Here is a 16216-nt window from a genome sequence, read left to right as displayed (position 1 = left end):
GACTATTCTCCTTTTACCCCACTTAAAGCAATACTTTGAATAACGTATCTTTGTAAAAATAGATATAGGATCACTATCGGTAAAATACTAACCGTTGCTAATGCCATGGTTAATCCTCCTAAACTTGTTCCGTTTTCTAGGGAGAAACTTGCTAGATACAGAGGGACAGTGTGTAGATCTTGATTATTTAGGACAACTAACGGCCACATAAAGTCATTCCAACTCCAAATAAAAGCAAGAATGACCATTGTTGCTGCAATTGGACCTGCGAGTGGAAGATAAACTCGAAAGAAAATTTTGAATTCACCTGCCCCATCAATTTGAGCAGCTTCTCGCAATGTATCTGGCAACTGATCAAAAAACTGCTTACAGAGAAAAATAAGCATCCCGTTTATTAATATAGGAAGAATCAATGGCCAAAATGTATTTAATAAACCTATTTTATTAAATAAAGTATATAACGGAATTAAACGTGGCTCCATTGGGATCATTAATGTACATAGCACGATCATAAAGAGGATTTTTTTGCCCTTAAATTTCCCCTTTGAAAAGGCATATCCTGCTAAAAGGGAGGAAACTACACCTAAAAACACTGAACTAATCGTCACAATACCGGAGTTTATATAGGATTGAATTAATCTGCCGTTTTCAAATACAATTCCATAGTTGAAGGGTGATACTTCTTCTGGGATTAATCGTGGTGGAAACGGCATCGTAACGTTAGCAGTCCGATCAAATCCAACACTCACCATCCATATAAATGGCGCCATTAATAATACACCAAAGATGGATAAGATTATAAACTTCACCCAGTCTGATACGCTTGACAATTTTTTATTAGACATTGTATGGATCATCTGGTCTCTCCCTTCCTCTTTTACAATTTCATATTCGAGACTTTAAGATTAATAAATGTGAATACTAATATAATCATAAACATAATATATGTAGCCGCTGAGGCGATGCCAAATTCAAAACCCGTAAATCCCCTTTCATAAATAAATGCTCCCATCGTTTGAATAGAACGAGCTGGACTACCATTCGGTCCCCCTAAAACATAAACCTCGTTAAACCGTTGGAGAGCACCAATCCACCCTGTGATAAGTAAAAACGCAAAAGTAGGAGTCATGTTTGGGACGGTAATAAATAGCCACTGCTGGATTCCACTTGCCCCATCAATTTTAGCTGCTTCATACATTTCAGTAGATATCGCCTGCAAATTAGCCAGACAAATAATGATAACAAAGCCAATCCAATGCCAAACGGATAGTAAGATCACACCCCATTTAGATGTAGAAGGGTTTGAAAACCACCCTGGTGTTGGCAAGCCTAAAAAATCAAGGACATAATTGACAATCCCCATATCCGGGTGTAAAACAAAAGCAAATATCATGGCTGCTGCAACGATGGAGGTAACATTGGGTAAAAAATAGATGACTTTAAAAAAATTCTGCCATCTTTTTGTCGAATTGATTAATGACGCAAAGATGAATCCTAAAGGAATTGTAATAATCACTTGAAAAAAACCAATGAAAAAGGTATTCCAAACGGAGTTCCAAAAGGAACCCGAGGTTAATACGTTTTTAAAATTAGCAAGACCAATAAACTTTTCAATTGTTCCATTAGATTGGTAGAAACTTAATCGGAGCGATTCAAGAATAGGATAAACCATAAATAGTAAAATCCCCAAAAAACTGGGAATAAGAAAAAGGTACCAAACATAACCTGAATCTGCTCTCTTGTTTCTAACTTGTTCTGTATTTGTTTTCATATTTATTTCCGTCTGACTATCAATCATGATATTCTCCTTTCTAGTGTAGTAATCAAATTAGGGCCATCATCCTTATTAAAACTAAAAATAATAGTCTGTTATCCGATACTCTTTGTGTACCATTGTTCAGGAATCATATCCTTCTCAAACTTTAATAGTTCAGAAATTATTTGATCTGCATCTGCTATTGAATGGACTAAAGGATCCGTCAACATTGCTCTTCTGAGTTTTTCACGATCAGCTTCAATAACGGCTTCGGCTGTTAATTCATGTGTATCCAAAACTTGTTCCTGCATACCACGTATCCCACGAGGCATTTCACCAACAAGGAATGGTTTCACTCCATCCATGGTAACCTCACACAATAATTCTAGGAATGCATCGTTGTTCATATTCTTTACCGCTCCTTCATTAAATGTGTTAATGTAGAACGGTTTACCTAATCCTGCTACCATATTTTCAATGATATCGGTTGCATGATCTGGACCAAACCTAGTCATATACTCCTCAATAGGAATTTCACCACTAAGGAAGCTGTCAATTTCTTCCCACATTTGCTCATGACGCTTATAACGATCTTCCGTTTCCCAAATGGATAACGGCGGAATTTCATCTTTCAATTTACCTAACCCTTGCCAATAAGGAACATACTCCTTTGTATGTGCCGTACAGGTTGGAATATAGCCAAAGATCTCATATAACTGATAGCTTATCTTATCATTGAATAATGCCTTTGCTCCTACGTCTCCTCCAACTGTTTCAGTCTCAGCTGTTCGTTTCATTGATTTGGCAATGATGGGAGCTACATCCTTTCCCTCATACTCTGCTTTTAATAACCATGTAAAATGGTTTACTCCAGCTATCCGCACATCAAATTTACGATTTATTTCTTCTGTATACTCCTGTTTCTCATTAATAATTCCAGCCCGTTCAGCATAAATCACTTTCTTATGTGGCATATGGTGCGAATCACACAGTGCAAAACTTTTTAGCTTTGGCGCATAACGTTTTAAAGCAATCCCATTGATTGCGGATGGATTAATATAATTAATAACCCAAGCGTCAGGGCAAATTTTTTCAATATCCTGCACACAATCCATAATGACAGGAAGCTCCCTCATCGCCCGGAAAATCCCTCCTGGCCCGATTGTATCTCCAGAGCACATCCTAATTCCATACTTTTCGGAAACTGCACAATCTATTCCTCTGTATTTTACCGTGTCCTTTGCGAAACTAAGCACGACAAAATCCGCATCGTGGAGAACTTTCTTTCGATCAACCGATCCCTCAATTTTCAAATCTACTTTATTAGCTCGGACAACCATTCGCGCTAATTTTACAAGTTTGTTCAGTCGTTCTTCATTTGTATCTACCAAGGCTAAAGTGCCTTTGTTTAGATATTCAGAATGAACCATCTGCCAAATACACTGTCTGCCAAAAAATAAACTTCCCGCTCCCAACACAACTACTTTCGGATTATGAATCATAATTGAAACCGCCTCCAGTAAATTCATTATAGAAAAATATATGGAATATAAAAATGCTTTCTAGTAAGCTATTCATGTCATTTAGTAAGAAAAAATTGTTGTTCCTTTTCCTCTTGTTATAATGATAAATACACACTATGCCTAATAGTACGGAGTTGATCACCATAAATAGCTTGAATATTTTCAATGAACTTTCCGAACTTGTCGTGCTTAGAATCAATACGTGCAACGAAGTCATTCATCCGCCGCATTGGATAGAAAGTAAAAAACATTTTGATTATGACTTATGGTACCTTCAAGAAGGACAAATTGAAATCCGTATTAATGAGAGTGCATACAATGCTACAGCAGGAGATCTTATTCTTTTTAGCCCAAAAGTTGCCTATACAGCAACAAGCATTGGTAATAAAGACTGTAAATTTATTTTTACACATTTTGATCTGGGAATTGGAGACCATCTCGGGATATTGGATAATTATCAATTGTCTGGTATTATCAGAAATCCGTTAGTTAAAGAGGAAATCCGCTTATTTTTAGATGCATATGACCAATATAAAGAAAACGCGCCAATGTCTGGAATTAGACTAAAAGGTTGTCTTACTATTTTGATTGCCAAGATCATAGAGCAGTACGGTCTTGGACAATATCAAGGAGAATTTACATACGATACTCACGCACGAAAACAAACTACATATTTAGATACATTACAGCCAGTCTTTAATTATATAGAAGATCACCTTCACCAATCATTACATATCAAAGATCTTGCCAAAATAGTAGGAATGTCAGAAAAATATTTCATCACTTATTTTAAACAAGCCCTTGGTGTTCCTCCTGGTCGATACATTTATCAATTGAAAATGAATCAAGCACGGAATCTATTATATAAAGGACTCTATTCGATCAAGGAAATTGCATACATGCTTGGATATCCTGATCCATACAGTTTCTCAAAAGCTTTCAAAAAATATTATAAAGTACCGCCTTCACAATTTATTTGATCATAACGGCCCCTTTTTTCTATTAAAGGTAATATTCTATAAGTGATTGAATACGCACGATATCGTGGTGAGATCAAAAATGGATAATATGCGAAAAATGATCGGCGAATATAATTGTCGTATCAACTATTTTGATAATCCTCTATGGATGAATTATGCACAAATCAAAAAAGACTGGGATCTAACGCTTTAAGAAGGAATAAACCGCATGAAATCAAAGATAGCATCCTTGATTCCATGCGATTTTATTTTTGGCATTTACCAATTACTTTTTGACTTATATCTCAATCTAGAAAGAAAATCTTCTTCATCTGCCTTTGCATAAAAGTACTACTAATAAAGCTGCCCTGCTACACCACATTCACTCATCGATTTTAAAAGAATCACTTTATTTCTTTCAATTTTCTTCTACCATAATTCGATAATGTTATATTTCCCAACATAAACGTCTAAAAAATATACTGATTTATAAATTGATTACGAAACTTTCCCATCGGATCATATTGAACGAGTAATTGTCTGAATTCCGGTAATTTCTCATAAAAAGATTGTACCCTTTCCTTCGGCATCGTGAATACTTTTCCCCAGTGTGGACGTGCCTGAAAAGGCTCTAATGCGGTTTCAATTTGCGGGAGAACTTGTTGAACATCATGCCAATTGTCTTTCCAAGTAAAATGAATACCTATGACATCTTGTTGATAACTTGGACTTAACCAAAAGTCATCCTTCGCCACACTGCGGATTTCATTCACATGGAGTAAAGGGGATATCATGGCACGCATCTCCTGAATGACCTGCAATGACTCGATGGCGAATTGTCGTGGAATCAGATATTCCGATTGCAACTCCCTTCCGCTGCTCGGCATAAAATCAAGACGAAAATGGGGCAATCGATCAAACCAAGGACCGGCCACTCCCATTTGTTCGGTACAGTTAACGCTCTCTATTCCTTGAATAGGATGTGAATTGGCTTTTGCTGGTAATGCACCATATAGCTCTGACCTTACGGATGATGGTTCATCTGATAATTGCTTCACCCACACTTGGTTAATGGCATCTTGCCTCCAATCCGTAAACAAACTTACACTGTAAGCACTTGAGAAGATTTCATCTAAATGTTCTGCTAATTGTGTAAATGGTAGATGTTCATACACATATTGGCTCACTTTATAACTAGGGATCACAGCTAATGTCAATTCAATAATGACACCTAATGCCCCTAGATGAACGGCCGCCCCTTGCCACTCTTGTCGGTTCTTGTCTTGGGAAAACTCTACTATATCTCCATTTGCTGTAACAACCTTCATCGCTTTCACACTACTAGACAAACTCTGATTTTGATCACCGGATCCATGTGTCGCTGTCGCACAGGCGCCTGCAACCGAAATATGCGGTAAAGAAGCCAAATTAGGTAAAGCAAAACCACGCTCCTCGAGATAGGAACTTAACTCCCCATACCTCATGCCACCTTCTATCGTGACCGTTTGCTTCTCTTTATCAAAGACTAGAACATGGTTTAATTTCCCTAAAGAGAGAATAGTATCATCTGAATCTGCAATATCATTAAAAGAATGACGAGAGCCTACCACTCGTATATGAGTTGCTCCTCTGACAATCTGTTGGATTTCTTCTACATTTCTTGATTCATGCCAATGTTTTGCTTGATACATAAGATTTCCAGCCCAATTTTTTTGTTGTTTCACGATACCAACTCCTCTGAAATGAATACATTAATCTATGCGTTCATTATAACTCTTTTTATCTATTTCTTGCTTCTAATGCACCATGTTCAATAGACAGAGTAATATCGGTTTATCCAACAACGTCAAAAGAGCTGGAAAATCAATGACGCCTTGTCCAATTGGAGGCTTATGGGGGATTATTTTTTGTATAAAAAAAGAGCGATGATCGCCACGATCAGCGTAGAAAAGCTGACCATTAAAATCAAGGCTCCATAACCACTCACTCAAACATCAACCTGACACCCAATCTATCTTTTTGGTTTTACTTTAAGTGTTTTAATTTCAAATGGTTTAAATGAAATGGGGCTACCCAAGGGTATCAACTGCCCGGACTGTTCTAATAGATTGGTCTCTTCCATTTCTTGAACAGCAAATCCAAATGTAATCTTAGTTTCCGTATGGCTGCCAGATGTCTCATATAAACGTATAATCATATCATCATCAAATTCTGCTTTTTTGACAGATGAAATCATGATATTTTCACCACTTAATTGAACAAAAGAAGCTTGTCTATTTTTATCCTCGATACCATTTTTTGTTTCTTCCACTCTATGAATGGGTGTATTCAATTCATAGCCTTTTTTATACACCTCAGCGGCGATAAAGTCATCCTTATGTGGATAAAAACTATAAACAAATTCATGAATAGCCCGATCCGCTTTTGCGTCTGGATGGTTTGGACTTCGTAATAAATTAATATCAAGCACATTTTTTTCAGCCCGATGACCATATTTGCAATCATTTAAAAGGGCAACACCGTAGTTAGACTCAGACATATCGATCCATTGATGTGCGCATATTTCATCTTTTGCAAAATCCCACTTTGTATTTCTATGCGTCGGTCGATTTAAATAACCAAACTGAATATCGCAATGAACCTGATCACTTCTTAGTTTAAGTGGAAAGGATGTGCGAAGCATCTTATTCGACTCTTTCCAATCTACCTTTGTTTTAAAGTCAATTCGTCTACTTCCTAAAGTTAATACTACTGATTGCTGGATAGTCGAATCCCCATATTCATACAAATGGGTGACTGTTGAAGTAGGACCATTCACTTCAGATTTTATATTTTTAAGTAGCGGGCGCATTTTTTTGGTCGATCTGTAGTCTGTCGGGAAATCCCATGCATCACCATGATCATGATAGACTGCTAGTTGATTTGCGGCACCGTTATACTCGATTGTTTCTCTCCCGTTTTCTTTATCAAAAATGGATTGAATGGTACCGTCATGATGAAAGGTAATGGTGATCAAATCATTTTCGAGTAAGGTTTCTTCCGCCTTTAATTCCGTCTGATCATCCAATAAACTGGTATCGTCTTGATCATTTATATCAATATAGCCCATGGACGGTATCGTTACTTTTTTCCATGTTCCATTCGACATCACCCACTCACATCTATCCCATGGCAATGAATTAAATAAAGTTAATCCAGATAGTTGTAGACATTGCTTTAGCGCTTGGTAATATTCATCGATTACGTCGACTAATTGTTCTTGTATCTCCTGGTAACGTGCGAGTGATTCATCATATACACGAGTAATCGATGATCCCGGTATGATATCGTGAAACTGATAAAGCATGATTTCTTTCCATATTGATTCTAATACTGTTGAAGGGTACTCTTTTATCCCCTTAATCATCGTGACTGTTGCAATAAATTCCAATTCACGAAGCAATATCTCAATCGTACGATTGTATTTTTTATTGCGGGCCTGTGTTGTCAATGTACCTTGATGCTTCTCTAAGTATAGTTCTCCACTCCAAGTTTTATAATGATCTGCTGAAGCTTCTAATTTTTTAAAGAATTGTATCGATGACTCCTGTATAACCGGTGAAAGACCCAATAGATTTTTTTCTCGTTCTAATCGCTCTAGGTGTTCTTCACCTGGACCACCACCGCCATCACCAATTCCAAACAGCATTAAACTATGATCAGTGATATGTTTATCATAATATTCTCTTTCAATCTTTTTAATAGACCGAGGAGCGGCAGGACTATTATATGTATCTTCTGGCGGCAAGTGCGTTAAAACTTTACTCCCATCTATCCCTTCCCAGAAAAACGTGTGATGTGGATGATCGTTATATTCACTCCATGATAATTTTTGGGTCATCACATAATCTATACCTGACTGCTTAAGGATCTGCGGCAAACTGGCCGTATATCCAAAAATATCAGGGACCCACAAAGTTTTAACATCCTTATTAAATTCCTCTGCAAAAAACTTTTTCCCATGAAGTACTTGGCGAATGAGAGATTCCCCACTAGGGATATTGGAATCAGGTTCTACCCACATCCCACCTTGAACTTCCCACCGACCTTCAACGATGCGTTGTTTGATTTGCTGATACAATTCGGGGTAATAGTCCTTCATCCATTGATATAATTGTGGCTGGCTTGCCCCAAAAATATAATCCGGGTATTTTTCCATATTGCGAAGTACAGTTGAAAAGGTTCGAGCCCCTTTTCGAATTGTTTCCCTAATCGGCCATAACCAAGCTAAATCTATGTGTGCATGCCCGATGGCACTAATGATTAAATCCGTATCACCATTTTTCTTCTGCAAAGGAACCGCAAGAATTTCTCTAGCCTTGTTAACATTTTGATCAGACCAATCAACCAATAGTAGGGAAACTTCATATAAAGCTTGAATAATTTTAGCTCTTCTAACAGAAGACTCCTCAAGCTGCGCGGCAAGCTCTAACAAAACATCAACATCATAATAAAGTTGTCGTGTCGTTTCACAACAAATGGCAATATCCGCTTCCTTTAATGTTCCTGATCGAAAATGACCGAATAAATCATTACAACCTGCATCAGCCCATAGATCTATGCTTTCCATGCCTGTCGCTTGATCAGAGATTTCGTACACTCGCTTGCCAGGCTTCCCAAGAGAATAATCAAATTCAGAATTAATATTTGTTAACCCTTGAATCGGTACGCCATCGTGGTCAAATATGCACAATTCACCATTTACATCCATTAACAAAACAACTTTTTTCCCTCTCCCTTGCTTAGGAACCTTCCCCGAGAAATGAAACCATGCACAATCCCAAAGTTCACCCCACTTATCACCAGCGGACAACTTGAGATGTGTCCCCTTTGTTCGATGGCTAAATGGCATAGGTTCTTTAGTTACCCATGCTTCTACATCTAACGCTTGTATCTTCATATATATCTTTTCTTCAATAAAATCTTTCATTTGATGTAATTTTTCCATCTGTATCGTTTCGTATGGCATTTTTAAATCCTCCATGAATGTATTGGTAAAGTAAAGTCTACTGATTCTTCCCAGGCGCAGAAGTTCAGCAATTCAGCCCCGAACTTCAGCAATCGGATCAAAAAGTTCAGCATTTACACCGAAAGTTCAGCATTCAGACCCCAAACTTCAGCAATTGAAGTTAAAAGTTCAGCATTCAGACTCCGAAGTTCCGCAATTCTAAGTTCATTCCAAAATGATCATACCTAAATGTAAAATGTATAATAGTTACATAGGATTTAAGGTCCCCTCTGATATCAAGGGGACCTTTGGATAATGCTCACTTTCCGAATCGAATACTAGTTCGAAGTTCGATAGCGCATAAATTCTGTACCGTCTTGAGCTTGCTTTGTAATTTCAGCTGCAACTTCTTCTATCCCTGCCTTCTTTAATGCATCTCGGGTTTTATTCATAATACCTAGTGCTTCTTCTTCAGTCCCAGCGTGAATCGCTTGTTGTACGGCATCTCCCATTACAATGGTAATGGGTTCTATTTGATCAAATTTCGGATGATTTTTTAATACTGAATATGGATCAATCCCAGTAGTAGGCTTAATTCCATCCTTTCTTCTAATCTCTGTAACTTCTTTTTTCACTTCACTTTTTTCATCATATTGATGACCAAAAGGACCACCACCAAGAGAATCTTCACGATCTAAACCTGAAAAGGCAAGATAATGACCAACCCCTTCATTTTTAAAGGTGTCATCTTTTATTTTCTGCACCATCTCTTCCTTAGCAACTACTTCTCCGTCCTCCAAATCATAATGCACACCTTCGACACCAAATTTAGTTAGTAGATACCCTTCATCACTAGATAAATAATCAAACATTTTCACAAATGCCTCTAGCTTTTCTTCAGATAAATTTGCAGACACTGCAATGAGCTGACTTCCTTGTACATTAAATTCTGTGCGATAGCGATCCCCACTAAAGTCTTCCAATGGACCTAAAGGAACATACTTCTTCTGATTCCCACCTTTTTTTGCATCATTCCAAACACCTTCAAATTGGCCTGGTATGACAGCATACCTACCTTGTGCAATTTTCTCTCTTGCGATTGTTCCTGTATGTGAAAATGCTTCAGGATCGAGTAACCCCTCGCTCATCAGCTTTCTCATAAATAGAATCCATTCCTCATATTCCTCCGTCATAAAGTTGTACCTAGCATTTCCTTTATCATCAATAAACCAACTACCAGCACCTGCAACAGGGACAAACATCTCAGAAGTAATATCTAATGGCCAACCATTATCATACGTACCTAATGGGAACACAGAATTACCATTGGCTTCAAACTTACCCTCTTTAATCTCCTTCAAAAAGTTATAAAGGTCTTCAGGCGTCTGTACAGAATTTGGGTCTACCCCTAACTCATCTGCAATATCTTTATTTACATACAAACCATATAACCAATCCTCAATATCCGCTTCCGTAGCTGGATACATAGAGTGGAGAATAAACTGGCCGCTTTCTTGTTTGCTGATAATATCATTGTATAAAGAAATAGACATATTCTCTTTTTTAACCACTTCGGCCAAGTTAGGATACTCTTTTATATATGGTGTTAAGTCATGCAACATTCCTTGATTAGCAGCTTGCAATAATAATTCGGCTTCCTTCCCCCATGCTGGACCTATATAAACGTCGGGAAAATCACCGGTTGCTAATACTTGAGTCAATTTTTCTACTTCACTGCCATTCGTATATTCCATGTCAAATCTTACACCAGTTTTCTCTGCTATTTTATCCGCAACCGGATTTTTCATTGGATCCTCCGGGGCACCCGCTCCTGATCCATTCCAGTTATGTAGTACTTTTAAAGTAATTTCTCCATCCTCTTGCTTACTGCTACTGCTTTTACTACCATCACTACATGCCGCTAAAAAGCTAAGTAGTAAAACTGTCATGAACACCATAAACGTTCTGAAAAATTTCCCCTTCATTGAAACCCCTCCTAATTTAATTTTTAAATGTATAATAATCTTCACCATAGATATGAAGAGATTATTTACTCTTTTATTGAACCAATCATGACGCCTTTTACAAAATATTTCTGCAAGAATGGGTAAATACAAATAATCGGCAATGTTGCAACGATTAATGTAGCCATACGTAAAGATTCTGGCGTAACAGAAATCATACCCGTTGAAACAGTCGTACCCGTTTGTGACGCTTTTTGAGCGGCATTAGATAAAGCTTCTGATTCTGTTAATAATTGATTGAGTAGAGTTTGAACAGGTCTTAAAGCCTCTTCTGTAACAAAATAGGTTCCGGTAAACCAATCATTCCAGTGAAACACACCTTGGAATAAGGCAACTGTTGCAAGAACTGGCATTGATAAAGGTAATATAATCCTCGTAAAAGTCCGAAAATTACTGGCACCATCTATTTGAGCAGCTTCTTCTAATGAATTAGGTAATTGCTGGAAGAAGGTACGCATAATAATGATATGGAAGAAACTAAACAAGAACGGAAACACATATACCCAAAAGTTATTGATCAAACCCAGTTCCCGGTAGAGAATAAAGTTAGGGATCATACCACCACCAAAAATGGATGGAATAAATATATAGAAAGTGAAAAAGGTTTTACCTGGCAATTCTTTTCTTGTCAAGGCATATGCAAATAGCGCTGATAGAAAAACATGCAGGAACGTACCAATAACTGTTCGTAGAATCGTAATAATATATGCATTTAAAAATGTACTATCTTTAAAAATAGTAATGTAATTTTCAAAGGTGAACCCTCTTGGAAAAAAGTAAATGGGATGTTTCAAAGCTTCTACACCATCACTTAATGAATAGGCGAGAATATAAATAAACGGGTATAATGTTACGAAAGAAAATAAAGCAAGGAACAGGTAATTAAAAACGGAAAATAATGACCGCCTTTTTTTCATTTATAATCGGCCTCCTTTACCATAATGATGTCTCGTTTACCCTTTTGCTGATGCTATTAGCCACTATAATGAGAATCACACCAATTATGCCTTGGAATAATCCTACCGCCGTCCCATAACTTATTCGACCTTGCTCTAATCCTGATTGAATGACATATACGTCTAAAACGGTTCCAATCGAAGCAGTTGCAGGGGTATTTAAAAGCAACAATTGTTCATAACCAACGGTCATAATATTTCCACATGCTAGGAGGAACATAATGACCATTACAGGGCGTATAGAAGGCAATGTAATATGCCATATTTGTCTAAATCTATTTGCCCCATCCATTTTGGCAGACTCATATAATTGCTGATCAACTCCTGAAATGGCTGCCAGGTAGATAATCGCTCCAAAGCCTACTGTTTTCCAGATATCTGAAGCTATAACGACCTGATAAAAATAAGAGAGATTACCTAAAAATTGAATCTTGTCGAAACCTAAAGAAGATAGAATTTCATTAACTGGGCCACCATATGGAGTAAGCAATCGTTGCAAAATGGTCACAACGACAACCCATGAAATAAAATGGGGTAAATAAGAAATAGTTTGTACAACTTTTTTAAACTTAAGAGCTTTTACTTCATTTAATAGTAAAGCTAAAATGATTGGCATTGGAAATCCTATTAACAGTTTCATTAAACTGATCGTGAGTGTGTTGCGAATAATTTCCCAGGATTGATAAAAATTAAAAAACTCTTTAAAATACTTCAATCCTGCCCAAGGACTCCCTGTAATCCCCCCAACAAAATTAAAATCTTTAAACGCTACTGTTAAGCCATACATGGGAATATACGAAAAGATAAAAAACCAAATAATACCCGGAAGCATAAAAAGATAGTACAAACGATGTTGCCAAATTCTGCCCCAGATACTCTTTTTGTTATTCTTATTTAGACTGGGCTGATTCGTTTGTGTACTGATTGCGCCTACATTATGCATACCTTCCTCACTTTCCTTTCAATATCAGATGAATAATGAATATAGTGAAATAACTTAATATAATAATAACCTACAAGTAATATGTATCCGATTGCAATAAGTATAATCCAACCTACTTATTATGTCAATATATTCTATGGGTCAAACATTGTATTGCTTTTAAAAAATTATCCCCAGTCAATCAAATTCCATATGTTTACGATCACCAAAGTTTTAGCATAAGTTATGATATTTAAGAAAAGTGCAAGGCGCCCGTAATCGTCGACAATAAAAGTCCGGTTTTGACTTTTATTGGCGTGGGTTTATGACCTCGAGCCGATGGCGCCTGGAGCTAGACCTTAGCATCAGCCAATTTTTCCTCTCTGTTAAATTAAAAAAATATCCCCATGAACAGTGAGGATATTTTAACGCTTACATAGCCTATTAAGTGAACCATCCTATTAAAATTCAATGTAAATTATTTACTAATCTAATATCTTTGTTGAGCCTCCTTTCACGAGTGTTGCTGGCACACGAATATCGTCCACTATAAAATCACCATTTTGCATTTCCATTAATTTACTTAAGGCCAATTGACCAATTAGTTCTTCATCCTGTTCAATGTGAGTAAAATTCCATTCCAACTTATTTCGTGGAGGACTATCGAAACAGAGGATGGATATGTCTTCAGGTACCCTTAGATTTAATTGTTCGACAGCTCGTTTTGCTGACATGGCAATGTTGTACTCAAGTGCAAATAGAGCCGTAATTTCTGGGTGCTCCTTAATATGATTTTTTATGGTTTCTATATCTTTCTCCACATCTTCATGAGTGGGATGTGGACTTTTTATATCTGAGCACCAAAGATCCCGATTAATGATCACCTTTTTTTCTGCAAATGCTTCCACAATCCCATTAATACGATCATAAATAGCCGTTATATCGTTGTCCTTAGGTATGAGCACACCTATATTTTCGTGTCCAAGATCAAATAAATGATTCACTCCCATTTTAGCCGCTTGTTCATTATCTGTTGAAACGGTCGTAGCGGCTAGCTTTTTAAATGACCTATCAATTAACACTAAAGGAAATTGATTCACTACCATTTTAAGGATCTCTAAACTATAATGTTCAGCCTTAGCTGGTATGATGATTAGACCATCTATTCCGTATTCAAGTAGTTCCTTTATGACCTCGTCTTCTCGGCTTGGAATACTTAAAGAACGTCTTAAAATAATAAAACATTTATTCAGAGATGCTTCTTCAAGGCTTGCGATTAAATCATTCCCAAAACTTTCATCAAAAGAAGTAAGAACCAAACCAAACAACGGTTTTTTACCTGCCATATCTTTTTTTACAGGCTCCATCTCGGTAGTACGTTCAGAAACAAATGTTCCCTTACCTCGTTTTCGAAAGACTAACCCTTCATTCGCAAGCTTTTCTAAAGCTTTTTTAGCTGTAATTGTACTGACATCATAATACGTAGACAACTCTTTTTCTGACGGAACTTGATCTCCAACTTTATATTTTGTTGATACGATATCTTTCTTCAATGATTCATATATTTGTTCATACAACGGTTTCATATATAGCACCTCTCAATTAAATATAATATTATATTAATTAAACTAAAAATTCTAGTTTAAAATATTTTTTCCCATTTACCCCCTGTTAGGATAGTGTCCATACTATTAGGATGGAGGAGGTAAAAAAGAGAGTATAGAAATAACCGATTGTATCTAAATATACACATTTATAACGGATTATCAACATTATCCTGAAGATGGGATACATGAAGCTGTTATCCAATTTACTTACTTAAACACTACAAAATGGAGAACTAGACGAGAGTTATTCGGAAGAACGAGCAAAATGTTATACAGGTGACCTGAAGTGGAAGGATTACACATTAGGGGCAATTTCGTTGAAGTCCAAAGTTTCCTGTGCTATTTTTCCCTTTTCACTAACCGACCTATGAACATTTTTATTTGTAAATCTTCACTGCTTCCTCTAAAAAGTTTACATAATTAGCAATAAAACCTTTCGGCTTCATAATTTTAACTTTATTTCCAAATCCTGCTAAAAACTGGTAGGCAAATTGATTCTCAGGCAATTCAATTGTGGCAAGGTAACTTCTTGTCGTCACTTTTGTAACGACATTTTTTCCGTATCTCTCGATAAATTGATCTCTTACAGCAACATCTATCAATAGCTGCACATTAACCAAATTTTGTTGTTCATTGTGTGGCTTTTCTTCTTTCAATTCCTTATCAAATCTTGGGACAAAGGAACCGTCTTTTTGGATATTTAATATCCTCGTCAATTTGAACGTTCGATAGTCTTCTCGTTCTAAACTATACCCAAATAGATACCAATGCATTTCGCTTACATGTAACTTATATGGTTCTACAACTCTATACGTTTTGTTTCCTTTTTGGTCCACATACTCGATCTTTAATAACCAATTATTCTCAATTGCTTGCTTGATAAATAAAATATCTTCTTTGATTTGACTTCTTCCTGGCCAATCATAAAAAGTTAAATCAAGTTTTGGAGAAATAGCTGCGCTAGTCATTCCTTTGATTTTTTGAATAGTCGCTTGAATTTCTTGATTCGTAATCAATTGCTCAAAACCACCTAACGCTATGAGTATATTTTCAATATCCTTGTGATTTAATAATCGTTTATCGAATTTATACTCTTCCATTAGCGCATATCCTCCTTCAGCACCATATTTCGCATAAATAGGGACATTTGCATAACTTAATGTCTCCATATCACGCTGAATCGTTCGTTTGGTTACATGAAAAAGTCGACTAAATTCTGATGCTGAAACAACTTCCTTTTGTAACAAGATCATCACGATCGAGATAAGTCGCTCAATTTTTTTCATCTTTTCCTCCCATATACGACATACGTATTGTCAAAACTTATATAGTAAAAAGTTAATAAAATCTTGATTTATAGGGCTTAGAATACAAAAAACTTGCCACCCCCCTAAAATCTGAAGATAATTGAGGTTACCACACACCCAAAATCCCAGAATAGGAAGTGACAAGTTGTACCCTCAATTATTAACTTATTTACTC

12 protein-coding genes are annotated in these 16216 nt (G+C 36.6%); 1 reads left to right on the top strand and 11 read right to left on the bottom strand.

Annotated elements, in window-relative coordinates; genetic code table 11:
- Positions 1 to 2: 2 nt before the first annotated feature.
- The 3 genes from MUB24_RS19165 to MUB24_RS19155 form a co-directional block, all read right to left on the bottom strand.
- Positions 3 to 857, bottom strand: a complete 855-nt coding sequence (locus MUB24_RS19165; protein WP_244706954.1) for a carbohydrate ABC transporter permease — start codon at positions 855 to 857, stop codon at positions 3 to 5.
- 20 nt (positions 858 to 877) lie between these two features.
- Positions 878 to 1798, bottom strand: coding sequence for a carbohydrate ABC transporter permease (locus MUB24_RS19160; protein ID WP_244706952.1), 921 nt, complete (start codon positions 1796 to 1798; stop codon positions 878 to 880).
- A 71-nt stretch (positions 1799 to 1869) separates the two neighbouring features.
- Positions 1870 to 3258 (bottom strand): family 4 glycosyl hydrolase, encoded by a 1389-nt coding sequence (locus MUB24_RS19155; RefSeq protein WP_244706950.1) that lies wholly within the window; start codon positions 3256 to 3258, stop codon positions 1870 to 1872.
- Positions 3259 to 3395: 137 nt separating this feature from the next.
- Here MUB24_RS19155 and MUB24_RS19150 point away from each other — a divergent pair, with 137 nt between their 5' ends.
- Complete coding sequence (locus MUB24_RS19150; RefSeq protein ID WP_244706948.1) at positions 3396 to 4259, top strand: AraC family transcriptional regulator; 864 nt, start codon at positions 3396 to 3398, stop codon at positions 4257 to 4259.
- Positions 4260 to 4708: 449 nt separating this feature from the next.
- On the opposite strand, the gene MUB24_RS19145 is transcribed toward MUB24_RS19150, so the two are convergent.
- From MUB24_RS19145 to MUB24_RS19115, 8 genes are all read right to left on the bottom strand, one after another.
- On the bottom strand, positions 4709 to 5962 hold the full coding sequence (locus MUB24_RS19145) for an FAD-binding protein (RefSeq protein WP_244706945.1): 1254 nt from the start codon (positions 5960 to 5962) through the stop codon (positions 4709 to 4711).
- 176 nt (positions 5963 to 6138) lie between these two features.
- Positions 6139 to 6225 carry a putative holin-like toxin gene (locus tag MUB24_RS23725; protein WP_396426784.1) on the bottom strand — a complete coding sequence of 29 codons (87 nt, stop codon included), beginning with the start codon at positions 6223 to 6225 and terminating at the stop codon, positions 6139 to 6141.
- 24 nt (positions 6226 to 6249) lie between these two features.
- Complete coding sequence (locus MUB24_RS19140) at positions 6250 to 9246, bottom strand: alpha-mannosidase (protein ID WP_244706943.1); 2997 nt, start codon at positions 9244 to 9246, stop codon at positions 6250 to 6252.
- A gap of 317 nt (positions 9247 to 9563) precedes the next feature.
- A complete protein-coding gene (locus MUB24_RS19135; protein ID WP_244706941.1) occupies positions 9564 to 11210 on the bottom strand; it encodes an extracellular solute-binding protein in 1647 nt (548 codons plus the stop codon).
- Positions 11211 to 11275: 65 nt separating this feature from the next.
- A complete protein-coding gene (locus tag MUB24_RS19130) occupies positions 11276 to 12166 on the bottom strand; it encodes a carbohydrate ABC transporter permease (protein WP_244706939.1) in 891 nt (296 codons plus the stop codon).
- A gap of 16 nt (positions 12167 to 12182) precedes the next feature.
- Entirely contained in the window at positions 12183 to 13148 is a 966-nt protein-coding gene (locus MUB24_RS19125; RefSeq protein ID WP_244706937.1) for an ABC transporter permease, read from the bottom strand.
- 464 nt (positions 13149 to 13612) lie between these two features.
- A complete protein-coding gene (locus MUB24_RS19120; protein WP_244706934.1) occupies positions 13613 to 14713 on the bottom strand; it encodes a GntR family transcriptional regulator in 1101 nt (366 codons plus the stop codon).
- Between the two features lie 398 nt (positions 14714 to 15111).
- Entirely contained in the window at positions 15112 to 16020 is a 909-nt protein-coding gene (locus MUB24_RS19115; RefSeq protein ID WP_244706932.1) for a helix-turn-helix transcriptional regulator, read from the bottom strand.
- Positions 16021 to 16216 lie beyond the last annotated feature (196 nt).

The organism is Lederbergia sp. NSJ-179 (assembly GCF_022867885.1).
In the GTDB taxonomy this organism is placed as follows: Bacteria; Bacillota; Bacilli; order Bacillales; family Bacillaceae_C; genus Lederbergia.
Note: the sequence above shows the minus strand (reverse complement) of the source record. Positions and strands in the feature narration are given on the sequence as shown.